Raw genomic sequence first — 23,370 nt, forward strand, 5'->3', positions numbered from 1 at the left:
ATTCTCACCGCAGGATCGAACTTCGGCGACAGAGTTCCTGGGTGCCCGGGCGCGGCCGTTGTAAGTCGCTGTGCCAGCTTAAACTTATTGTTTCGAACGTCACCCTTGATCTTCGTATTGCCCCACGCCTTGCGGATGCGCCGTCTTGGCCGTCGTCAGATTCTCGCGGAACCTTCGGAATGGTGTAAGCGTTTTTCCAGAAGAGTTATTGGCTATCTTCCCAACTCGTAACGCATTGCCATCGCGCCCGAGGCAAACTCCAGGCGGCTCTGATCAGCCTCAGATCGAGAGGCTTCGTCAGTCCGGCGAGCAGCGTTGCGCCATGTCCCGCTATCCTGGGTTGAAATCTCCACGCGGTAGCTCTGCGTTTCAATCAACTTTGTCCATGGTGCTCGACACCACATACTTCCTGATTGCATCGATCGTTAGGGAGAATAGTTTTATCCACGCGGTCCTCGCTTTGGGCGACACTTTCGGTCGCATGACGATGCAGTTCTTCGGCCGAAATCATCGCGCGGTGGACGCAGCAGCAGTCCAATGTGACGTTGATGATGTATCGAAGAGGTCGCACCCCGGAAGCGCATCGCCGATGGAAGGCTTGCGCAGGAGAGACTGCTTTCGACCAAGCAGCACCGATTGACAGATCTCATCGGCCGCTGCTATTTCTCTAGCCCTGTATAAACGGCTATACAAGCTCCGTAGGATAGTTGGCACGAAAGCCGGCTCGACATTTCGGAGGCGGTATGAAGCAAACTCACCCCAGCAACCTGTGGAAGCCGTGGGGGCGTCCGCTGTTCGTATTGCTGACTTTCCTCGTTTCCACAATGGCCCTCGCTCAGTACGGCGGATCGATTCGCGGCAATGTGACCGATCAGACAGGCGCACTTATTCCCGGTGCGACGGCGAATGGGGCATCGTTCACTGACACGGTTCCGGCCCCGGCAATCTGGCTGGACCGGCTGCATGGAGATCCGCATGTGATCGGTAAAACGCTGCAACTCTCAGGAGAGATGCGCACGATCGTGGGGGTGTTGGAACAAGGGGTTGAGTTTCCGGCGCAGGGGCCTGTGGTGTACGCGCCAATGCAGCCGGCCGGCAAGAGCAAAGGCCTGATGGCCGGAGGCTTTGCGCTTGCACTGGCACGTCTTAAACCTGGAATTACCGTGCCGCAGGCGCTGACCGATGTACGCGGGTATCTTGAGCATCTTCCGAAAAACGATGGTGTTAGCGGCAAGGATCTGGTCATTGTGCCGATGGGGCGCTATCTCACCGGAAGCCTGCAGACGCCATTGCTGGCGATGTTGGGAGCGGTGTGTGTGTTGCTGACGATTGCCTGCGCTAACGCGGCCAGCCTCCAGATCGCGCGAGCCATCGAGCGACTGCCGGAGATGCAGGTGCGCTCGGCTCTGGGCGCGAGCTTTTCCCGGATGCTGCAACAGTTACTGGTAGAGAGCCTGATTTTGAGTTTTAGCGGAGCGGCGGTAGGCAGCTTGGTCGCCATCGCCGTAGTATCGGCGATGCGTCATGCCTATGCGGGGCAATTCGCGCGCTTCCAGGAGCTTGCCGTTCATCCGGAAGTGCTGGCGGCGATGGCTGTACTGGCCGTTGTGACTGGGTTGCTGGCATCCCTTGCTCCGGTCTTCAGTACCCGCCGCAGGACTATGGCTGGCGCAGGGGGCGCACGACGTACGACTACTCCTCGTAACCGCGCTTCCGCAATGCTCGTCACCATCCAGATCACACTGACATGCGTGCTGCTGGTGGTGTGCGGCTTGTTTGTGCGCACATTTCTAGCGCTGCGGCAGGTACCTCTGGGCTTCGATCCGCATCATGTGACGACGCTGGTAACGATGCCTAAAAGCTCCGGGCAGTCGCCAGAGGCTTTGCGCCAGGCCAGCACGCTGCTTCTGCATCGGCTTGAGGCGCTTCCAGGCGTGGAGGCTGCAGCGATGCAGACCTCGATCCCGTTCTCCAATTTTTACTACTACCTGAACGGTACAACAGACATCAGCGGACGCGCGTATCAGAAGAACGATGCGGCTTTCTACAGTGTGGTCAGCTCGAGCTTTGTACGCGCCAGCGGTATTCAACTGCTCAAGGGGCGCGGCTTTCTGCCGGAGGACGACAGCACGGCCGACATGGTTGCGCTGGTCAACCAGGCTTTTGTAGACAAGTTTCTCGGGCAGCGCAACCCACTCGGAGTTTCGATGAAGATGCATCGCGACCCTGGCGACAAAGACTCCGATGTTCCGGTGACGCAAAGCTACACTATCGTCGGCGTCGTGCAGAATGAACTGCAGGGAAGCGATATAGCGTCGGCCTTCCAGCCGATGATCTACCTGGACGATCTGCAGCTTCCCAGGGATTCGCAGCTTCTCGAGATCTACAACATGGTGAGCGAGTTTGCTATCCGTTCGTCGCTGTCGCAGGCTGTGCTGGAGAAAGAGATTCGCGGGGGGATGAAGCAGGCAGCCCCGGAAATGGCCGAGATGGAGTTGCATCCTATGGAGCAGGATATTGAGGCGTCCCTTGAACAGCGGAGGCTGGCGTTGCGGCTGATCTCGGGTTTCGGCGCAACGGCATTGGTACTCGCCGCCATCGGCATCTATGGCATGCTGGCTTACACCGTCAATTCGCGGCGACGAGAGATCGGCGTGCGCATGGCGCTGGGTTCCTCGCGCACCGGCGTATCGCAATTAGTCCTGCGACAGGCGGCGCGTATGGTGGCCTGGGGGCTGATACCGGGGATTGCAGGAGCGTGGGCAGCCGAACACTGGGTACGATCATTTCTCTTTGGCGTAAAGCCGCTCGATCCGCTCGCGGTGACACTTTCCGCGGCGATATTGGGACTGACGGCGGCGATAGCTGCTGCAGTGCCGGCGTGGCGTGCGGCGAAGGTCGATCCGATGGAGATCCTTCGCGTCGAGTAAGAAGCCTGCTATCAGTCCGGTCCGAAGCCGCCATCATGTCAGATACAAGTGGGCTCATAACAGCGCGGGATCTCATGCGGCGCTATCTGGCGGTAGAACTCGTCGCTCGTCAAACCTGTGTCAATGCTTTGTCTGTTGTGCGGGCCTGTGGCGGAATGTTCTGATTTGAGCGGAAGAAATTTTCAGGATCGTATTTCGCCTTAATCTCTGCCAGCCGTTCGAAGTTACCCTGATATGTTGCGCGAATGCGTTCGTCTCCTTCCTCGTCCATCATGAAGTTGATGTAAGCGCCGCCCGCGCTGCAGGGATGTAACGCTTCCCAGTAGCTTCGAGCCCATGCTGTAATGCGAGCCCTGTTGGCCGGGTCAGGATCGACGCCTACGATGACTGAGCTCCAGGTCGACTTGCGATAGCTCCACGGTGTTTCGTCCTGACCCGGTCTATGTGCAGCCCCGTTGATCGGATACAGGTGCATTGTCGAATGCAGGGTGGGGAGCTGCGGGCCATGTTCAAGATGGAGGGCGATCGCCTCGTCGCTCAGTTCGTTGACGAAGTCCGCTTTCCAGTACCACTGCAGCCCCGGCGGATAGAGCCCGTCGAACATGGACTGCAGCATGGGAAAGGGCATAGGGGAGAAGAATTCAAATGCGGGCTGGTGAAGAGTGCGCAGCGGGCGCAGGATCTCTTCGGCCTGTTCGAGTTTTCCGTTGAAGCACCATACGATACCGCACATCTTCCGGAAATGCAGATCGCCGGGAAATGGCGGCGCTGGCGGGACGGTGAGAAACGCAAAGAATCCGTTGAGTTCTTCGGGTGCCTGAACGATGAATTGCCGGTACCACTTCATGATCGCCGGGGCCTGGTCCATCTCCCACAGCATGGGGCCTGCACACACAATGGATACCGGATGCGCTCGAAACAGGAAGGAAGTGACCACGCCGAAGTTCCCGCCGCCGCCTCGAATCGCCCAGAAGAGATCGTGGTTTTCGTTCGCGCTTGCAGTAACAAATCTGCTATCTGCAAGAACGATATCTGCAGCAAGAAGATTATCGATTGTTAGTCCGTACTGCCTCGTCAGGTAGCCGAGACCCCCACCCAAAGTGAGCCCACCCACTCCTGTTGTAGAGATGATTCCAGAAGGGACAGCCAGTCCGAAGGCATGAGTGGCATGGTCGACATCGCCCCAGATCGAACCGCCGCCGGTGCGGACAGTGCGTTCAAGCGGGTCGACGTGTACAAACCTGATTCGCGAAAGGTCTATGACGAGACCGTCGTTACAGATGCCGAGACCTCCGGCATTGTGGCCCCCACCCCTGACCGATACCGGAAGATGATTTTCTCGCGCGAAGCGAATCGCAGCGACAACATCGGCAGTGTCGACGCAGTACGCGATAAGATGTGGTCGCCGGTCGATCATGCCGTTGTACACCTTGCGCGATTCGTCATAGCGGCTGTCGGTTGACTGAATCAATTCTCCACGAAGTTGACTCGCAAAGTCTGTGATCGAGTGCTGGTTCATAAGCTCCTCCTACCCTGGGAGTACAGTTGGCCGAGAAGCTCTCTTTATCGAGAGCGCTTGAAACGCATTCTGCCGGTGCCTCAGATTAAGGCCACTCTAGAAGCACGGCTCGGCTTACAGCGGGAGAGTATGGATATGACTTCACCGTGCTCTACAGGAACTCATCCGGACAGGGTGCATCCCGGAAAGAGTATGCACCGTGAATCGCAAGCCATCCTCGTTGTGCAAGGGAATGCCGGCATCCGGACCGTCAGCTGGAACGATGAGTGAGTGGAGGAAAGTTCCAGAAAAAGCGGCGCTGGTTGAACAGCGCATTGGGTCGGGGCAAATGGCCGCACGGGACCGATCCACAACTGCCCGGAATGGTATCAGAGGAGTTCCGCAAAGCAAATAGCGTTTCGAGGAGGGTTCAGGCGTAACGGATTTCAGACGGCTGCTTGAATGAAACGCGGGCGAAGCAGAGTCAGATCGGCCTTGATGGCCGTGGAACGAACATCGGAAAAAGTCCCACTCCTTATGCGGCCTGTTGCACTACGGCTAGTGCATGTCTTTGGTCGCGGGATCGAATTTAACCGGTGTATCCGTCACGTTATGCGTATCTTGCCCGCTTTTCCTCGCCGATAGCAGGTAAGCTCAAGCAGAGACCGTTTCATGACCGAGTTGAAAACCCTTCCCCCTGACATTCTTGTTCACATCGCCCAGGCCCTCAACATCTCTATGAACAGCCTTGTCGCTGTCGTCGAACTTCTCGACGAAGGCGGCACCGTTCCGTTCATCGCTCGCTATCGCAAGGAAGCTACCGGCAATCTGGACGAAGTCCAGATTCGCGATATCGAAGAGAAGCTGTCCTACTTCCGCGAATTAGTTTCAAGGCGCGAAACCATCCTGGCCTCCATTGCCGAGCAGGGTAAGCTGACCGACGAACTGAAAGCACGTATTGAGAAGACGCTCGATCGGAACGAGCTCGAGGATCTCTACCTGCCTTATAAGCCGAAGCGGCGCACCAAGGCTACTGTCGCACGCGAACGGGGATTAGAGCCGCTTGCGCAGTACCTGTGGGCACAGCAAGTCGTGGACAAGCCGCTGCAGGTCTTTGCAGAGGAGTTCGTAAGCGCTGAAAGGGAAGTCAACAGTTTGGACGAGGCGCTCGAAGGCGCGCGCCATATTGTTGCCGAGTGGATCAGTGAAGATGCCAATCTGCGCAAGGGACTGCGTCAGCTTATGTTCGATGAGGGAGTGATCTCCAGCCGCAAGGTCATGGACGCCGTCGATGAGCAGGAAAAGTTCAAGATGTACTACGAATATCGCGAGCCGGTAAAGACCATCCCGTCGCATCGCATGCTCGCAATTCGTCGTGGTGAGAGCGAAAACATTCTCTATTTCCTGATCGAGCTCGACAGTGTTCGCGCGCTGTCCCTGTTGCGGGGCAGTGTGCAGAAGTTCGAAGGGGATTGGACGCCGCAACTTGACCTGGCCATTACGGATGCATGGTCGCGCCTGCTCAACTCGTCTATACAAGGCGAGATTCGCCTGGAGTTGAAGAAGCAGTCCGACACAGAAGCCATCGGCGTCTTCCGCGATAACCTGCATCATCTTTTGCTCTCTCCGCCCGCCGGACCGATCTCGGTGCTTGGCATCGATCCCGGCTTGCGCACTGGCTGCAAAGTCGCCGTGGTGGACGAGACCGGAAAGTTCCTCGCGCACGAAGTGTTGTACCTTCACACCTCGAAGGGCGCGGCAGATGGCGCAGGCAGAACTCTCGAAAGGCTTCTGAAAGAACATAACGTTCGTGCCATCGCGATTGGCAACGGTACTGCTTCGCGTGAGACCGATGCATTCGTGCGCGAATTCCTTCGCGATCGCAAGCTGGATGGTATCTTCTCCGTTACAGTGAGCGAGTCCGGGGCGAGCGTCTATTCTGCGTCAGATATTGCGCGGCAGGAGTTTCCCGATCTCGACCTCACTGTGCGTGGAGCGATCTCCATTGCACGCCGCTTGCAGGATCCACTCTCGGAGTTGGTGAAGGTTGATCCGAAGTCGATCGGCGTAGGCCAGTACCAGCATGATGTGGATCAGCGCCAGCTGCAGCAGTCCCTGGAGAATGTGATCGAGACCTGCGTGAACCGCGTCGGCGTTGATCTGAATACATCCTCATGGGCCTTGCTGCGTTACGTTGCTGGTATCTCTGAACGCACGGCTCTTAACATCGTTAACTATCGCGATACGAACGGGCGCTTCCGCTCTCGTCTCCAATTGAAGGAAGTCCCTGGTATCGGCCCGAAGACCTTTGAGCAGGCCGCAGGCTTTCTGCGCATCCGTGATGGAGAGAACCCGCTTGATATGACGGCAGTACACCCGGAGTCGTATCCGGTGGTAGAACAGATCGCAGTTTCTTTGAGCGCACCGGTCGAGACACTCATCCGCACGCCCCAACTGCTTGAGAAGATCGACCGAAGCAAGCTCGAAGCGGGCAGCTACACACTGAACGACATCCTCGAGGAGCTGCGCAAGCCCGGCCGCGATCCACGCGACAAGTTCGTCGCGCCGTCATTTAACGAACAGGTCCGCGAGATCACCGATGTAGAACCTGGCATGGTCCTCGAAGGCGTTGTGACCAACGTGACCAAGTTTGGGGCGTTCGTAGATATCGGCGTTCACCAGGATGGGCTTGTTCACATCAGCGAGCTTTCGCATCGCTTCATCAAGGACCCCTCGGAGGCGGTCAAGGCGGGGCAGATCGTCAAGGTGAAGGTGATCAGCGCAGATGCAAAGACAAAGCGCATCGCGCTCTCGATCAAGGCGCTGACGGGCGCACCGCAACGCAATCCCGGCATGAAGACCCAGGTGAAGGTTGAGGTATCGATGCAGGATAAGCTTGCCGCGCTCTCCAACAAGTGGAAGGTGCGCTAGACGGAAAAGCCAGCGGAGGGAATCCCTCCGCTGGCAATATTCCTTTGTACCTACTGTTTGACCGCGGCGCGCAACTTGGGCAGACCCACCACTGCCGCTTTGATGGCGGCATCTTCCTCGACTGCAACCGCCAGCGCGCGTGAAATCTGATCGTCCACATCGGAAAGATGCTGAAGCGAAACCGGGTAACGCACCACCGCTTCAAGTCCTACGTCGGTAAACTGCAACAGGCCCTTCGGTACGGGAGCCTGCATGTTGATCTCGATACGCCGTTCAACCTCGCCATGCTGCCGCTCCAGGTCGCTGCGGTAGTGCTTGAACGCGTCTGTAACCACAGCCAGCAGCTTCTCCTCCACGCCTTTTAGATCGCTCTGCGGGTTCACCTGCAATGCAACCTCATGCCATGCGTACTCCGTTCCAGGTACCTGCTTGAAGAGCGGAGTTGTGGCGGTGAACAGAATCGCATTCGAAAAAACAACGAGTCTGCCAGTGGGGTACATATCGATGCCGGTGCCGGCCAGTTCCATCAGGTAGAAGCGAACGAGTCCGACATCTGCAACATCGCCGGTCACGCCTGAGATCGTGATGCGATCCCCTACGCGGATGCCGTAACGGCCGACGAGGAAGAAGTAGGCTGCAACCGACAGAAGAATTGTCTGCAGACCGACGGCGAGACCAGCAGTGATAAAGCCGGCGAAAGTTGCAAGCGAACTCAATTCGCTCACGAATCCCAGCACCACTACCAGCCCCATCAAAAAAGTGATGACGATGCGGCGAATCAGCAGGAACTGGCGGCGCCGGCGCAGATCGCGCACATAGCGGAAGGTCACACGCTTCCATAGCTCAGACAGAGCGAGGAGGATCGCGATAACGATCGCAATTCCGCCCACGCGAGTAAGAACGGCTCTCAACCTGCGGCCATACTCATGCGAGATGGAATCACGCCACTCAGTCATGTTGGCCTTACTCTGGTCGAGAAGGATCAGCTCCTTGCTCAGTGGGAGCTCGGCGGCCGCAACATGGTCGAACTGCTTCGAGATGTTGTTGAAGTCTGCTTCGCTTGGCAGCGGCTGGCCAGGTTGGGCGCCGTCTACCGCGGCGGCAAGGGTCTGGCTTTGTTTTACAGCGCCCTTCAACTCGTTGAGCAGTGGCGTGCGGAGCTGCCTGGCTGCGTCCTCGAGCTTCGAAGTCTGCTCGATCATTTCGCTCAGCTGGCGCATGACTTCGCCCTGATCGTAGAGGGTGATTGACTGTCCGATCAGGCCGGAAGAATGCTGCAATGCATTGGCATTACTCGCAACTGTAGTTGCCTTTGCCGTGGATCCGCTTACCAGTTCCGGAACACTCTGCTGCAGCTTGCGTATACCCGCAGCAAGGCTGCTACCGCCGCCCTGCTCGTTCTGATCAACAAAAGATACGATCTGGCTGACCGACTTATTCATCGTCTGGTCGAGATTGAGCTCGCCTTCAAGACGATCGCGCTGCTGTCTGAGTGCGGCAGCTTTGCTACCCGAGGTCGTGGCGATCTGTTGGTTCAGCTGATTGAGCTGCGATTGAAGCGACGACGTGGAGCTCTTGAGTTGATCGGAAAGGGCCTGAAGATTCCGGACATTTGCAGGAGACTGCTGTTCCTTCGCATCGCTCTTTTCAGCAGCGGCTTCCAGCGCTGCCTGCGCCAAAGCCGACTGGAATGCCTGCTGAACTGCTTCCGCCGCCAGGCTTTGCATATTGCCCTGAAAGATGGTGTCAGTCGGCAGGCCCGTAGGCTGTACTTTGTCTTTCGTCGCTCGATACCAGGTGATCGCGAGACTCAGGTGATTGAGGATCGCCTTATCTGTACTGGCCGCGTCTCTTGATGGGTTCGGGGATGGCTGGGGGCTTTGTGCGAACAGTGTCGTACAAACCATCAGGCAAACAAGACGGGGCAGTGAATGACTTTTAAGGAACTTCATCTCAAGTAAAAGACGCGCCGGCTCAGGTAATCGTTGCGTTATCTCGGTGAAATCACGCCATCGCCTGCTGCAATCCCTCTTCCCGCAAGGATTTTCGGATAAAGTATTCCGAACCGGCGAGCTGAAGTAACAGGCTGATCAATGCCACGTAAACACCCGATAACAAGACACCGTGCAGCGTTGACAGGTTCAGCATGGTGAAGGTGAAGACCTGCGTGATGATCGTGGCTGTAATGCCGAAATAAGCAGGCACGACCCAGCCGCGGCTCATATTCATAGCAAGTGCGCCCCCCTGCAACGACCAGATCGCATAAAGAAAGACACAGAGGAAAAGATCAGGACGGATATCGTTGTACTGGCTTCCAAGCAGGCGAATCACAAGGTCGGGTTTCGCAAAAACAGGCAGCGAGCACACGATAGTGAAGAGCACGAAACCCACGAACACCTGCCAGTAAAGACCACGTAGCTTATGGCTGTCCCTGCAGCGAGACAGTCGAGGCGTAAGGATCACGTTCAGTACCTGCGGAATCACCGCAAAGATCAGACTCACGCGAGATACAGCGCCGAGATCGGCGACCTTGCTTGCATTGCCGAAGATCGTAATCAGCCACAGACTAATCTGCCCCTGCACAATGCCATATAGTTCGTACGGCAGCTGCAGCTTCACAATCTTCCAGATGCGAGAGCGCGTATCGGGACTCGGCTGTGCGCTCATATCGATGAACTTCTTCGACCACCGGTTCAGAATCATTACCTGCACCACGTTGGCTGCCAGCAGCGCAAACAGTGCAATGGTCAAAGACATGTGCATGAAATAAGCAGGCACAAGAATGAGCATACGAGCGATGACCGATGCTCCGCTGACCCATTGCAGCAGGCCGGTCTTTCCGCGCAGCTTCGGTACCGCGCTCAGCACGCTGATCATCAATTGAAACTGGGTCGTTAAAATCACCATGACCAGCACTTCGAGAATCACGGCGATGCGTGCGCCTGACTTCCAAAGCATGTATGGAATGAATGGAAGCACCAGTGCGATCGCAAGAAAGTACATGCGCCGCCGCATGCTTACACCGGTCTTGACCAGTTCTCCCATGCGGTGGTCATCGTCATGGAATGGTCCGCCGATGGCTTGTACGCCCGCGGCCAATCCGCTATCGGAGAGAGCAAGAATGGTGCTCAGCAGTCCGTTTGCAATGGTGTAGTAGGCGTATTCCGCCTTGGGCATGCTGCGAACCATCATCAGGCTCACCAACATGCCGGCAAGCATCACGCCAATCTGCACTAACGTGAATTGAACAAACCGGCTGGCAAAACGGACAAGCTTCTCTCTGCGTGCGCTCAAAAATGCTCCACAAAAGGACTAAGGATGTATTGATTCAAACGGTGTCGCTGCTGTGGTGAAAATCCTTGGCGCACGGGCAGCTCCGCGTGCTTGCGCTCTACCTGAGTATAACGTGCCGGCGCTTGGTTTCTATGTTTCAAATGCTTTAGAATGAATCCAAAGCAGCCATCTTCAACACAGCAAACGTCGAAGGAGTCATGTGAAAGTTGCATTTCTTGTGCCCATGATGTCCGGGCGAGGCGGCACGGAGTCTGCTTTGAAAGGCCTCGGAACGGGGTTGCAACAACTCGGCCACGACGTTCGCTTCTATCTCTTTGGCGGTGCTTCGACAGATCCTACATGGATGCAAGGCTTGCCTTATACCATCCTTGGGGAGCGTAACGACAGCCGTCTGGCGCGCTTCCGCAAATACTCATTCGGGTTGGCCAGCGAATTTCGCAGCTATAAGCCCGATGCAGTGATCGCTCTAGACACCTTCCGCCTGATGAAGGGGCGATTCGCTCTGCGGCTTGCGGGCATCAATGCCCCGCTTGTTTCCTGGATTCACTTTCCTGTTGATCGCATCAAGCATTTCCGGATTCTCAAGATGGCCGACGGGCACCTTGCTATCAGCGAGGGCGTCGCCGAACAGCTTCGCGCCTTGCTTGGATCGAAGTCGCGTGGAGAAGTGTTGACCATCTACAACGCGATTGATGTGAATCTGCCCTCGGTTCCGCGCCCCGAAGATCATATCGAGTTCCTTCACATCGGCAGGCTTGAATACGAAGGGCAGAAGCGCGTAGCCGATCTTTTGCAGGCAGCCGCCAGGCTGCGCGGCAGTTATCATTTGACGATCATCGGCGATGGTAATGATCGTGCACGGCTTGAAGAGCTCTCCACTTCGCTGGGTATCGCGAACCGCATCGCATGGCTGGGCTGGAAAGATAAGCCGTGGGATTCTGTAACGATGGCCAGCACACTTATCCTGACGTCTTCCTTCGAAGGCCTGGGAATGATCCTGATTGAAGCGCTGGCACGCGGCATTCCGTGCATCAGCTCTGACTGTAAGGTTGGCCCATCAGAGATTGTTACACCCGGAAACAACGGCTGGCTTTACCCGGTTGCAGATGTCGATAAACTGAGCGCGTACATGCAGGAAATTCTCGATACCCCTGGCGTCCTGCCTAGCCAGAACACGGCTGCCTTATCGGCACAGAAGTTCAGCTATGAAGCCGTAGCAAACCGTACACTCGATGCACTGCACCGCTTCGGAGCGAAGGGATGACAAATCAGGAGTTTCCTCAGGTCTCGGTATTGTTCGTAACCTACAAGCGTTTCGAACTGCTGAAGGCCACAGTCGAAAGCTTCATCCGGAATACCGATTACCCGAACCTGCAGCTTGTAATTGCTGACGATGGAAGCGGCCCCGAGATTCAATCGCAGATCCGTGCCTTGCCTGCCAACGATTTCTCCTTGCCCGCAAAAAACCGCGGTCTTGGAGCGAACAACAATAGTGGGCTCAAACTGTGCACCGGTAAGTACATCCTGATGATCCAGGATGACTGGGCCTGCCACGGCCCGTCAGACTACCTGCGGCAAACTGTATCCGTCATGGAAGCAAATCCAACGGTAGGCATCATTAATTTTGCCAGCGTTCTTCATCCGCCTGATTTGAGCCGGAGACTTCCAGGCAGCACCGAGCCATGCTACGTCACGCCGAAACCATATGAAGACGGACGTAAAGAATACTTTCTCTATGCCGATCAGCCCCACATCCGCTCTCGTGCCGCGCTCGACTACGTCGGACCGTACATTGAAGATCGCGACATGGAGAAGTGCGAGATCGATTACAACCATCGCTGGAAGGACCAGACGAAGTTCCTGACAGCTGTTTTCCCCGGTTATCACCTGAAGGTCTTCAGCAATGAAGGCGTTGCAAACCAGATGAGTTTCCGCACCGGGCGCTTTCGCTACAAGGTAGCTGCGGCATTGCAGCCGCTGAAGCCCTTCTTGCAGAAATACGCGAACCCATTGTTTGTCGCCGGCAAGGCATCCGTGCAGGGAACACTCAAGCTGCTCGAAAAGATGCGCATCGTTCGCTGATTCAAGCCTCGCCGGTTAGCTTCAGCAGCAGGTCGCTGTACTGCTGACCGTAGTCGCTCCAGCCGCCAAAGGAACGCACCTTGCGCAGGGCGGCTTCACGCATCCGTTGCTGCAGATCCCAATCGCCTGCTATCTGCTCGAGGTAGCCGGCAATGGCATCGACTGAGCGGATCGGCACAACAAATCCGTCAACGCCATCCGTGACAAGGTCGGGCCCACCGCTGTTCTCGGAGGCGATCACCGGGCATCCACACGCCATAGCCTGCGCCATGACCAGTCCAAAGCCGTCTTCAATAGAGGGCAGAACGAGAACGTGGCTGGTGTTCATATACTCGGCAAGCTTTGGCTGTGGTACAGAGCCCACAACCTCCACATCTGTCAGATCCATCCTGTTTAGCAACTCGCGCATGCGGGAGTCGGCCGACCCGACCAGCCTGAGTTTCTTTTTTGGGTGGCGAACCTTCTGAAAGGCTTCAACGAGATAAGCGATGCCTTTGCGCACGCTGACCTGCCCCGCAAACAGAACCTCAAAGGTGTCCCTCGACGGATCGGCTGTTCTTGCAAAGCGGTCGAGCCTCACGCCATAGGCAATTTTGTAAATCTTCTCGGCAGGAACACCCATGGCGACAAAGCTGCGCCGTGCAAATTCCGATGCAATCGTGATCGCGTCCGCCTTCGCGTACTCGGCTTCTTCGCGGTCTATCATGCGCGGATCGCAAGCCTGGAAGGAAAATCCCCAGCGCGCATACTCGTCATTCAGGATCGAGTCCTGATAGCGAATGTGCGAAGATCCGCGGTCGCATAGATATTTACCGCCACGGCCTTGCACAACAGATCCTGTTTTCAGCCCTGAACCGGAGAGCGCAACGAAGGCATCGCATTCCTCGATCTGTTTCGCAATCCAGTTGTCGAAGAGACGGAAGTTGGCATATTGCAGATTGCGCGAAAGCGACACCGGCAACTGCCGAAAGCGCCCCGCAACCATAAGCGGAGGCTGTATCCAGGGAAAACGGCGTACCTTGTCCGAGGGCAAGCCCTCGCGCTGCAGACGCTTCCACGGAAAAGTGGAATAAATCCTTTTCAGGTATCCACGGGATTCAAGTTCCCGCGCCAGGTCGAAGTGATGGAATACACCGTTGACGGCTTGCACAACTTGCATAAGGGATGGGGGCTCCAGGCTGGTGAGTCGATTTTACATGAAGCCCACGGATCATTTGACGAATGGGGCCGCGCATACTGCAGCCCGTGTGCGGCCCCGCGAGCCGTCTCGTGTCAGCTCTGCCATAACAAACTTGACTCGTAAGACGGCCCGCTTCGCCTTCTACATTCCTGGCCTCGGACCACCGTGCAGGAATGCGTCATATCCATGACGGAAACCCTGGCGATAGTCTTCAAACGCCGGAGGCGGCACTGGTGGCCTCCGGAAACGTGGATGACGTGCCGGGTCAGGAGGGAGTCCTGCGCTGGCGTCACGTCGCGCGGCCTGAAATCCATCGTGGTAGCCCTGAGCGGCAATCTGGCTGTATGCCGGCGGCGGAGGAGGATAGTAGACCGGTTTGGGATGGGAGCATCCTGCCAGGACAAGTGGCAGCAGGAGAAGAGAAAAGCGAAGACATCGAGTCATTACATATCTGCCTGTGAGTTGGATTTATCTTTCACCGTTGAACATAAAGACCCTGACCTGCATAAAAGTTGCGGGCCCCGGATAATCAGGGCGAATAAAACATGATTGACAGTTAATCGGAATCCGATATATTGTTTTCCGAATAATGCTGATCGCTGATTCCTTAACCAAGCTGTATCGAGGCGTAGACGCCGTTAGGAACGTTAGTTTCACGGTGGATGCAGGCGAGATCGTGGGCTTTCTTGGGCCGAATGGTGCAGGGAAGTCCACGACCGTGAAGATGATCACCGGGGTGGTTCGTCCTACCAGCGGCCGTGTGCAGTTTCGAGGGCATTCCATCTTCGACGATCTCAATGCATTCCGCACACTTCTTGGATACGTGCCGGAGGAAGCCCATCTATACACGCATCTGTCAGGATTCGAGCATCTACGGCTTATAGGCAGGCTCCGCGAGATGCCGGAAGCAATCGTAACCCGAAGGTCGATGCTCTTTCTGGAAAGGCTGGGCATTGCGTCGTTTGCCCATGTGGCCATCTCGAACTACTCGAAGGGCATGAAGCAGCGAGTTTTGCTGGCATCCGCACTTCTGCACGACCCGCAACTGATCGTGCTCGACGAACCTCTTTCCGGGCTTGACGTCACTACCGCTCGCCTCTTCCGCGACATCCTGCTGGAGCTTGCAGCGGAGGGAAAGTCGATCCTTTACATCTCTCATGTCCTCGAAGTTGTAGAGAAGATCTGCGACCGCGTCGTCATTCTCGCGAGCGGGATGGTGAGCGCCCAGGGAAGTCCGGCAGCGTTATGCGCAGACTTTAACGCCAGAGATCTGCAGGAAGTATTTGCAATAACCGCCGGCGAGCCGGACACCCGCTCTCTGGCACGCTCTATCGTGGAGACCATGCATGAGCAGGCCTAGCCGGAAATCGCGTAACAGCTTCACTGTACTGGTTCTGCATCTACTCGGCTCGTTCGTTGGCGGTGATCTCGCCACCATGAGGCTGCTGCAGTTGTCAGTTGCGCTGGTGTTGCCGCCATTGCTTTACGTGCTGTTTGCGTTGCCGTCATACAGCGGTCTTATGCCCATGTTCAAGCTGAGGCCGATGCGAATGCAGGTTGGCGATCATTTTGTGCTCATCACCTACGCATTTAGCGTATGTGGCCTTGCAACGCTACTGGCCTGGGAGAGATTTTTCCCGACGATTCAGGATCTGCGCATCATCGGCATACTGCCCATCACGCGGAAGCGATTGTTTGTGGCTCGCCTCTGTGCATCGGTGATCTTTCTGGCCCTGCTTCTCATCGTTCCAAACACCTTTCCGGGTTTGCTGCTCGCGGGCGGAGCCGGCTCGAAACACCCTTTCCTGCAGCTTGTGGCTCATGCTTTCTCGCTCACACTCGCCGGCCTCTTTGCTTCCTCTTTTGTGCTGATCCTTCTTGTGTTGAGCCGTATCCATGCCTTACTGGAGGCTTGCATGCAGGCCTTTCTGACGGCGGCTTATATCTTTATGCTTCTATTCAGCCCCGTTTTGTCGGTTCAAGCGATGGACTTCATCCATTCGCCATCCACAATCAGTCGCTGGCTGCCGCAGGTGTGGTTCACAGCACTTTACGAGGCAGTCTGGCAGGCTGGGAAAGCCGCCGGTTCTACATCGACGCTGGCACGAATCGGCGTGATTGCGACTGCACTTTCGATTGCGTTTGCCCTCCTGCTTTATCCAATCGCTTATTGGTATCAGGAGCGCAGACTCATGGAAGGGAGGGAGGCAATTCCATTGCATAGCGGCCGGTTTTTCGTCATGCCGGAGCGCATATGGCGCATGTTCCTTCCTCGGCCGCAGCAGCGTGCCGGCTTTGCCCTCGCAGCTACCACGATCCTGCGTGTACGGGCATTCAGAGCATGCATCATTCTGATGCTCAGCGCTGCCGCTGCACTGGCCTGCTCGTTTCACCGCCAGGGAACCTTGCTGCCTGAGGCGCCGATGCTCGGGATACTCTCCGTATGCCTGATGGCCACCGGCGTCTTAGCCATCTTTGCGTCGCAGTACCAGCCGCGTGCCGCCTGGATATTTGAAACATCAACCGATGAAGCACGCCATGGAGTCTTCCAGGGAGCGCGTTTCCTGCTGGTTATGGCGACACAGTCCGGCGCAGTCTTCAATCTGGTTCTGCTCCTTTGCGTGAGCCGATTTCATTTTGCAATGGGGCTTATAGCCGCATTTGGACTGGTCCCGCCAGCCGCTTTCCTGGCTGCGCATTTCCTGTTCCACCACAACGAGTTCGTTCCGTTCACTCAGGAACGCCTGCTTCGTCAACAAACGCTTCTCAGGCTGCTGATGCTTCTGGTCATCTTGATGCCGCTAGGCATTGCCGCTTTGCATCGTTGGCGCATTGCGATCGTATTCATAGTTGTTATAGCCCTCTATATCTTCCATTCCCGGTTTGACGTCGGATACGAAGATATTCCCGAGCAGGAAGGACCTCAACGGCTGAATCTGGACGGCATGAGTCTCTGACTGTAGGAAAATAGTCAGAGAGGAAGATAATGATCATTCGTCCGGCAATGGAAGCCGATATGCCCGAAATCACTGAGATTTACAACGACGTCATTCGTACTTCGACTGCAATCTATCGTGACGATCCTGCCACTCTCGAAGAACGGGTGCAATGGTTCCGCGTACAGCAGGAAAAGGGCTATGCAGTGATCGTTGCCGAAGAGGAAGGGGACATCACGGGTTTTGCTTCATATGGTGACTTTCGCGCCTGGCCCGGCTATCGTTTCACCGTGGAGGGAACTATCCATCTGGGTGAAAAATCAAGACGCCAGGGAACCGGGACGCAATTGCTGGACGCATTGACTGCGCATGCGCGAGCTGCAGGGAAGCATGTTCTCATGGCGGGTGTCGACTCTGAGAATGTCGCGTCGCGGCGGTTTCTTGAAAAGCACGGCGCTGAACAGACCGGACATCTGAAAGAAGTTGGCTACAAGTTCGGACGGTATCTTGATCTTGTCTTCTATCAGTTCAGGCTGTCTTCGCCTGAATAAGCTTTATCGCAGCGAGGGCTCGAGTAGGAGCGTTGACAGAAGCAATGTTCGGGTCGTCATCGGATCTTCAGACCGGAGAGCCCAATAAATTCCCGGTGGTCAACTACAACCAACCCCACCGGGATAAAAGATAACAACATCTCTGCCAGTGGCAAGCGATCTTCTCGCCTCAGGCTGTCGATTTTCAGCAGGCCGCAGAGTAGTGCAAGCAGCAGGAACAACATACCGACAATCGCTCCGGGAACCGGCAAGGAAAGCAAGTGGCCACACCGCTCTCCCGGCGCCGAGAAACCAAGCATGATCACGATCTGCAGAAAATCGATGAGCAGGGAAGATGATGCGAAGAAGAAGCGCTCATAGCAGAAATGTGAGTGTCGCTTCGTAAAGCGAACGCCTGTAACTATCTACTCACATCTGCCTACTCTCTCAGCACGTATGTTCCGAACCGTTGTTCGGTAAAACCGAAGGTTCTCTTACAATGAGAGAATGGAATTGCGGCATCTTCGATATTTTCTATCGGTCGCGGAGAACGGCGGCATAGGAGTGAGCGCACGCCGATTACATATTTCTCCTTCAGCGATCAGCGAAACGATTCGCGACCTCGAAGAGGAACTGGGCGTCAATCTTTTCGAGCGGAAAAACCGGCGGATGCTTTTGAGTGATGCCGGGACCTCATTCCTGCAGGATGCCAGGGCCACGCTGGCGCTCGCGGACAAAGCCGTTGACAATGTCAGGCGCTTCAATCTGGGCGAGAGCGGAACGTTGACCATCGGTTTCTTTGCGGGCGGCTTCGGTTCCTTCGCGCCGAAACTGATCGGCCGGTTTCGGCGCAAGTTTAAGGACGTGAAGATTTCGTTGATCGAGATGGTGCCGAGTCTTCAGATGAAAGCCTTGCAGGCGGGCACCATTGACATCGGCTTCACGCGTCCCTTTTCCGGCCCGCATTCTCTATCGCTGCGATCCGAGCATTTTCAAACGGAACGGCTTTATGCGGTGCTTCCACGCAAACACCGGCTTGCTCAGAAAAAAGAGATTCACATCAAAGAACTGGCGAACGACGTATTTGTGTTGAACGACCGCAGGTACTCGCCTGCTATCTTCGATCGCATTATCGAGTTGTGCGCGAAGGCCAGGTTCTCGCCGACCATCGCTGCAACTTCCAGCGTGGCCTCGGGAGTCGTTGCGCTGGTGGAGGCTGGCGAGGGAATAGCCATCCTGTCGGAGGCCGTTCGCACGCTAAGCAGCAGCCTCAGTTTTGTTCCGATCAGTGACAGTGCCGCGAAGATCGATATTGTCGTCGCCTGGTCGCCGCAACGTGAAACAGCTGTGCTCCGATCCTTTCTCGAGCACATCCGCAGCAGCAGGCGGGCAAAGCAGTAGACATCCCTTTAGGTATTCAACACGGCAGCCCGCTGTTTCGAGCGGAGATAACGTCGTAGCGGAAGGTCATAAAACTTCATTACCAGGTACGCAAATCCGACCATGGTGATAACGCCGCACGTCACAACGACTGCCAGGTGCGTCATGTCGGGCTTGTAGGTCGAATAATAGTTTCCAAAGATCCAGATCACAGCGTAGTGCGTCATATACAGCGGGTAAGACATGTCTCCGGCAAATGTACAAAGCTTCTCCGACAGTGGAGTCAGTTTTGCACCGGCCCCGAGCGCGACAAGCAGCGGAAAGTAAAACAGGACAACCACCGCTTCACGTATCCAGCCGTGTTTCACATAAGGCATGACAAAAGCGAGCAGAAGAAGAATGGACAGGACTCCGAATCCAAGCCGCGAACGAATGATCCAGCGCGAGCGATAGACGAGAAGGCCTGCGAGAAAGGAATAGGCCACGCGCGCGCCTCCATCCCAGAAGTTGCGCCCGCTCCACCCACCCGATAAGGCGCCGGAGTGATAGCCCACCAGGCAAAGCGTGATAGCAGCGACGGCGGTCAATAACGCAAGCCATTGTTTGTTGATGCGGACGAGCACAATCGCAAAGACGATGTTTGCAATGTACTCCCAGAAAAGCGACCAGGCCGGGGCGTTCAGGCTGAAGTTATTAAAGCCGCGTTCCTGCATCGCGGGATAGGGAATCATGAGAATCGAGGCAAGGAACATCAGAACTACTTTTCCGGTGCTGTAGCCGGGCGGCCCCTTCACAAACGGATCCGCAAAGAGGGCAATCAACCCCAGTACAGAGCCGAAGATCACCAACGGGTGTAGACGAATCAAGCGCGATGTGAAGAACTCCTTAAGCCCCATTCTGCGCACGCGATCGTCGTAAGCATACCCGACCACGAAACCGGAGAGGCAGAAGAAGAAATCTACAGCCAGGAAGCCATGCCCGATAAAGAGCTTGCTGTAGTTGTAGATTGCCATTTCCATGAAGTGGAAGGTTACAACGGCCAGGGCGGCCACTCCACGGAGCCCATCCAGGGCCTTAAAGTGCTGCTTCGTCTTCAGCAGTTCTGCAGCTGTGGCACCCGAATTGTCGATGGTCAACCTGGTCTCCTAAATGGCCCTGCAATTTTCCGCGCTTTCCGGAAACTCTGAGCTCGCATTCTCTGGTTGGAATGTGTTCAAGCTTACCAGCGCTGTTGCGTCGGAACCAGTGCGATCTTCATTCTGACTAAGAGGCTTTGCAGGATTATTTCCAGCCACGATTTGCAACGATGCCGACGGTTTCCTTTATCGTGTAGAGCCGGTCTGCTTGTAACCCGGCGATGGTCTGTCGTTTTCCATCGGGCCAGCGAATGGTGATATCGGCAACCGCTGCGTTGCCCAACCCAAAGTGCTGGCGGAAATCATTGCAGGAGACAAAGCTGGATTGGCTCAAGACCTCCTTCACCTGTTTCCGGCCTCCGGCAGCTACTTCGATGCGCGCTCCGATGCCGCTGCGGTTCGACACGGTACCCTCCGCCCTGATCTTGATCCAATGATTCTTACTGGCTACGTCGTTGCGAAAAAGGGAGGGCGGTTCGCCAAGGTTCACGACGAGCATATCGATGTCGCCATCATTGTCAAAGTCTCCAAATGCAACTCCTCTACTGGAATGTGGCTTGAGAATGGCACTCCCCGCTTCGTCGAAGAGCTCTTCGAAATGGCCCTGGCCGAGATTGCGATAGAGCAGAAGGGGACTCTTGTATGGCGCGTCAGGATACCGGCGCTCGAGTTCCGGATAGACGTGCCCGGTGGCAATGGCAATGTCCTGCCATCCATCATTGTCGAAATCCTCCAGTCCCGTTCCCCAGCAGACGAACCTGTTATCGACCGCCAGTCCGCTTGCGCGTGTCGCGTCTTCGAAACTCGCGCCGCCTAGGTTGCGATAGAGAACAGGAAGGTCTTCGGCAAAATTTGTTTTAAGGATGTCGAGACGGCCATCTCCATCGTAGTCACCGACCGCAACTCCCATGCCCGCTTGCTCCTGCCCATCATTGCTATAGGCCACACCGCGTATTGCACCCTCCTCGCTGAAGGTTCCGTCATGCTGATTCATAAAGAGCAGGGCCGGGCTCGAGTCGCACGCAACATAGATGTCCTGCCAGCCGTCGTCATCGAAGTCGGCAGCCACCACGGTAAGCCCGTAGTTGTTCCGCGCTTTAGAAATCCCTGAGGCTTCGCTCACATCAGTGAAGGTTCCGTTGCCGTTGTTGCGGTAGAGACTGTGTCTGCCGAATGGCAAACCGCGTGGGCCGCAGTTAACAGGCATGTTCATGAAGTAACAATAAGGCTTGTCGCCGGGTAGGGGAGTCTTGCCTTCTTCGACAACAGCGTAATTGGATACGAAGAGGTCGAGGTTCCCATCGCGGTTGTAGTCCAGAAAGGTACATCCTGCACCGTAACGATTTGCAACGTTCAGCAATCCGGCGTCACGTGTTACATCGGAAAAGGTTCCATTGCCGTTATTGCGATAGAGAACATTCTGTCCCCAGTAAGAGAGAAAGATATCGTCAAAACCGTCATTGTTATAGTCGCCAACACACACACCGCAGGCCCAGCCTTTTTTAGTGAGCCCCGCTTCAAGGGTCACGTCTCTAAAAGTGCCATCGCGATTGTTGCGATAAAGGCGATTGGTTATACCCGGCTCTGGTGTGGAGAAGCTGCTTCCACCCAGGACCAGGATGTCGATCCATCCATCATTGTCGTAGTCAAGGAAAGCGCATCCGCAGCCAACTGATTCAACAACATATTTCTTCGATTCGGATGAGCCGTACCACACAGGATTAGCGATGCCAGCGCCACGGGCTGTATCCACGAAAGCCGCACCGTATGGAATACCCGATCGCTTGCCCCTGGGAAGCGTCGCGCCCCTGTGCGGTGTGATGCCCTGGCCCAGCGCTGCCGCCGCAGTGACGCTCAATGTAGCCGATAAAAAGCTTCGCCGTGATTGTCGCATCCCTCTTCCAGTCGCGGTGGTGAAACGCGCTTAACGTTTCCGGTGGCAAGGTTAACATGCGCGTTAAGTAACGCGTGTGACCTCCTCATTACACGCAGAAGATTACTTTTTGTTCCCTTGACATACTTCATCCTGCGGAGCAATGTTATGGGTCTCGATTTAGTAGAAGAGCTAAGTTTCGCTATCCAGGACCGATAGCGGGGAAGACGAGGTTACAGGTGTGAGACCCTCCGTGGGACATCTTGTCGCATCGTTTTTGCGTACCGGTCGGGTACGAGATTTATGGATTATTCCGTTGTCGTTGCTGACGTTCGTCTGTGTCTGGGGACAACAGTCATCAGAACCGCAGGCGGCTCGCCAGGCGATGGAGGACAAGAATTACACGGCCGCGGAACGAATTTATCGCAAGGTGCTGGCTGAGAATCCATCGTCTGCTGAAGTGCTGACAGATCTGGGTCTCAGCCTGCAGATGCAGGGGCGATCTGCCGAGGCGATGCAGGATTACAACATCGCTCTGAAACAAAGGTACGTCCCCGAAACCTACGCGCTCCTGGCACAGGAAAAGTGCCGCATGGGGGAACTCGCGAGCCTGCGGCCTATGCTGGAAAAAATCTACCGGGAAGAGCAGGAGAACATCAGGGTAATTTCTGCTGTTGCTCCCTGCTATCTCGACATCGATGAGCCAATCGAGTCGGCGATTGTCTACCGCGTGCTTCTCGACAGTAAACAGTACCCACCCGACCTCGCCATGGTTCAACTAGCCAAGTCGTACATTCGAACCGGACAATTCTTCGCGGCGAAGTTGAGCAAGTCACCGGATGGTCAAGCATTCCTTGCGGCATTGCGACAGGCGCCGGATGCAGGTTCAGAGGGCGCTCGCAGTGCATTTCCTCTGGCGAAGCGGACTTCAGCGCACTTCCGTTCCGGCCTCGACTGGAAGCAGGCACTCGCTGTATGGCGCCGTTATCCGCAGGATGCCGCGTTGCTCTATCTGCTCGCAGTGCTTTCCGCGGAAGAGGGCATGCGGCAGATTCAACAATGTGAAGAACAGTTTCCGTCGTCACCCTATCTGGAACAGTTCTACGCCGACGTTCTGGCGGATCAAGGACATGCTGACGAAGCCGTGGCTGAGTACGAGGAGTTGATTCGCCAACATCCAGATCTATCTGATATCCACTACAATCTGGGGCTGCTTCATGAGAAGAGAGGAGAATGGCCAGCCGCAGCTGACGCATTCCGCGGTCAGCTGGCAGCGTATCCAGCGGATGAACGTGCGGCAGCACATCTGAGCACCTGCATGTTGCAGATGGAGCAGTATGCGGCGCTGCGTGATTTTCTGGAGCCAAGGGTTCGTGCAAGCGCGCCTCCTCAGTGGGCGAGTGTGAACCTGGCTGAAGCTGAGCAGAAGCTCGGCCATCGCGACGAGGCCATCCGCATCCTTGTGGCCGCGGAGCAATACCCGAATACTGACAAGCTTGTGCACTACCGGTTGATGCATCTTTACACGTTGTCTGGCCGTCCGGCCGATGCGAAGCGTGAATACGCGCTCTTTCAGGCTGCGACAGGGCAGTAAGCAGAT

At 55.9% G+C, this 23,370-nt stretch carries 17 protein-coding genes; 9 read left to right on the forward strand and 8 right to left on the reverse strand.

The features are described from left to right. Positions 1 to 743 precede the first annotated feature (743 nt). Positions 744 to 2,930, forward strand: coding sequence for an FtsX-like permease family protein (locus LJD29_RS18810; RefSeq protein WP_446743109.1), 2,187 nt, complete (start codon positions 744 to 746; stop codon positions 2,928 to 2,930). A gap of 109 nt (positions 2,931 to 3,039) precedes the next feature. Here LJD29_RS18810 and LJD29_RS18815 read toward each other — a convergent pair whose 3' ends face one another. Further along, positions 3,040 to 4,449: an FAD-binding oxidoreductase gene (locus tag LJD29_RS18815; protein WP_446743110.1), complete on the reverse strand. Its 1,410-nt coding sequence runs from the start codon at positions 4,447 to 4,449 to the stop codon at positions 3,040 to 3,042. Positions 4,450 to 5,100: 651 nt separating this feature from the next. Here LJD29_RS18815 and LJD29_RS18820 point away from each other — a divergent pair. Then, a complete protein-coding gene (locus LJD29_RS18820; RefSeq protein ID WP_446743111.1) occupies positions 5,101 to 7,359 on the forward strand; it encodes a Tex family protein in 2,259 nt (752 codons plus the stop codon). 50 nt (positions 7,360 to 7,409) lie between these two features. On the opposite strand, the gene LJD29_RS18825 is transcribed toward LJD29_RS18820, so the two are convergent. Then, a complete protein-coding gene (locus tag LJD29_RS18825) occupies positions 7,410 to 9,266 on the reverse strand; it encodes a mechanosensitive ion channel family protein (RefSeq protein ID WP_446743112.1) in 1,857 nt (618 codons plus the stop codon). A gap of 97 nt (positions 9,267 to 9,363) precedes the next feature. Further along, on the reverse strand, positions 9,364 to 10,653 hold the full coding sequence (locus LJD29_RS18830) for an MATE family efflux transporter (RefSeq protein WP_446743113.1): 1,290 nt from the start codon (positions 10,651 to 10,653) through the stop codon (positions 9,364 to 9,366). Positions 10,654 to 10,852: 199 nt separating this feature from the next. Here LJD29_RS18830 and LJD29_RS18835 point away from each other — a divergent pair, with 199 nt between their 5' ends. Together LJD29_RS18835 and LJD29_RS18840 are read left to right on the forward strand one after the other, a co-directional pair. After that, complete coding sequence (locus LJD29_RS18835; RefSeq protein WP_446743114.1) at positions 10,853 to 11,917, forward strand: glycosyltransferase; 1,065 nt, start codon at positions 10,853 to 10,855, stop codon at positions 11,915 to 11,917. Beyond that, positions 11,914 to 12,735 (forward strand): glycosyltransferase family 2 protein, encoded by an 822-nt coding sequence (locus LJD29_RS18840; protein ID WP_446743115.1) that lies wholly within the window; start codon positions 11,914 to 11,916, stop codon positions 12,733 to 12,735. The genes LJD29_RS18835 and LJD29_RS18840 overlap by 4 nt, the downstream gene beginning before the upstream one ends. Before the next feature lies 1 nt (position 12,736). Here the strand turns inward: LJD29_RS18840 and LJD29_RS18845 are convergent, their stop codons facing one another. Next, positions 12,737 to 13,894 carry a glycosyltransferase family 4 protein gene (locus LJD29_RS18845; protein WP_446743116.1) on the reverse strand — a complete coding sequence of 386 codons (1,158 nt, stop codon included), beginning with the start codon at positions 13,892 to 13,894 and terminating at the stop codon, positions 12,737 to 12,739. 162 nt (positions 13,895 to 14,056) lie between these two features. Next, entirely contained in the window at positions 14,057 to 14,359 is a 303-nt protein-coding gene (locus tag LJD29_RS18850; protein ID WP_446743117.1) for a hypothetical protein, read from the reverse strand. 145 nt (positions 14,360 to 14,504) lie between these two features. On the opposite strand from LJD29_RS18850, the gene LJD29_RS18855 reads away from it, so the two are divergent. The 3 genes from LJD29_RS18855 to LJD29_RS18865 are packed head-to-tail and all read left to right on the forward strand — an operon-like array spanning position 14,505 to position 17,402. Continuing rightward, a complete protein-coding gene (locus LJD29_RS18855; protein WP_446743118.1) occupies positions 14,505 to 15,275 on the forward strand; it encodes an ABC transporter ATP-binding protein in 771 nt (256 codons plus the stop codon). Then, positions 15,262 to 16,872, forward strand: a complete 1,611-nt coding sequence (locus tag LJD29_RS18860; protein ID WP_446743119.1) for a hypothetical protein — start codon at positions 15,262 to 15,264, stop codon at positions 16,870 to 16,872. Before LJD29_RS18855 ends, LJD29_RS18860 begins: the two co-directional genes overlap by 14 nt. A gap of 29 nt (positions 16,873 to 16,901) precedes the next feature. Continuing rightward, entirely contained in the window at positions 16,902 to 17,402 is a 501-nt protein-coding gene (locus tag LJD29_RS18865; RefSeq protein WP_446743120.1) for a GNAT family N-acetyltransferase, read from the forward strand. 56 nt (positions 17,403 to 17,458) lie between these two features. Here LJD29_RS18865 and LJD29_RS18870 read toward each other — a convergent pair whose 3' ends face one another. Beyond that, complete coding sequence (locus LJD29_RS18870; protein WP_446743121.1) at positions 17,459 to 17,701, reverse strand: CidA/LrgA family protein; 243 nt, start codon at positions 17,699 to 17,701, stop codon at positions 17,459 to 17,461. Between the two features lie 187 nt (positions 17,702 to 17,888). Between LJD29_RS18870 and LJD29_RS18875 the strand changes: the two genes are divergently transcribed. Beyond that, entirely contained in the window at positions 17,889 to 18,782 is an 894-nt protein-coding gene (locus tag LJD29_RS18875) for a LysR family transcriptional regulator (RefSeq protein ID WP_446743122.1), read from the forward strand. Positions 18,783 to 18,790: 8 nt separating this feature from the next. Here LJD29_RS18875 and LJD29_RS18880 read toward each other — a convergent pair whose 3' ends face one another. Beyond that, complete coding sequence (locus LJD29_RS18880; protein ID WP_446743123.1) at positions 18,791 to 19,897, reverse strand: acyltransferase family protein; 1,107 nt, start codon at positions 19,895 to 19,897, stop codon at positions 18,791 to 18,793. A 145-nt stretch (positions 19,898 to 20,042) separates the two neighbouring features. Then, positions 20,043 to 21,791 carry a CRTAC1 family protein gene (locus LJD29_RS18885; RefSeq protein ID WP_446743124.1) on the reverse strand — a complete coding sequence of 583 codons (1,749 nt, stop codon included), beginning with the start codon at positions 21,789 to 21,791 and terminating at the stop codon, positions 20,043 to 20,045. Between the two features lie 295 nt (positions 21,792 to 22,086). On the opposite strand from LJD29_RS18885, the gene LJD29_RS18890 reads away from it, so the two are divergent. After that, the gene (locus LJD29_RS18890) at positions 22,087 to 23,364 is read left to right on the forward strand and encodes a tetratricopeptide repeat protein (protein WP_446743125.1); all 1,278 of its coding nucleotides are present in this window, start codon (positions 22,087 to 22,089) and stop codon (positions 23,362 to 23,364) included. Positions 23,365 to 23,370: the final 6 nt, after the last annotated feature.

The sequence above is a fragment of the Silvibacterium acidisoli genome (genome assembly GCA_022870745.1).
In the GTDB taxonomy this organism is placed as follows: domain Bacteria; phylum Acidobacteriota; class Terriglobia; order Terriglobales; family Acidobacteriaceae; genus Silvibacterium.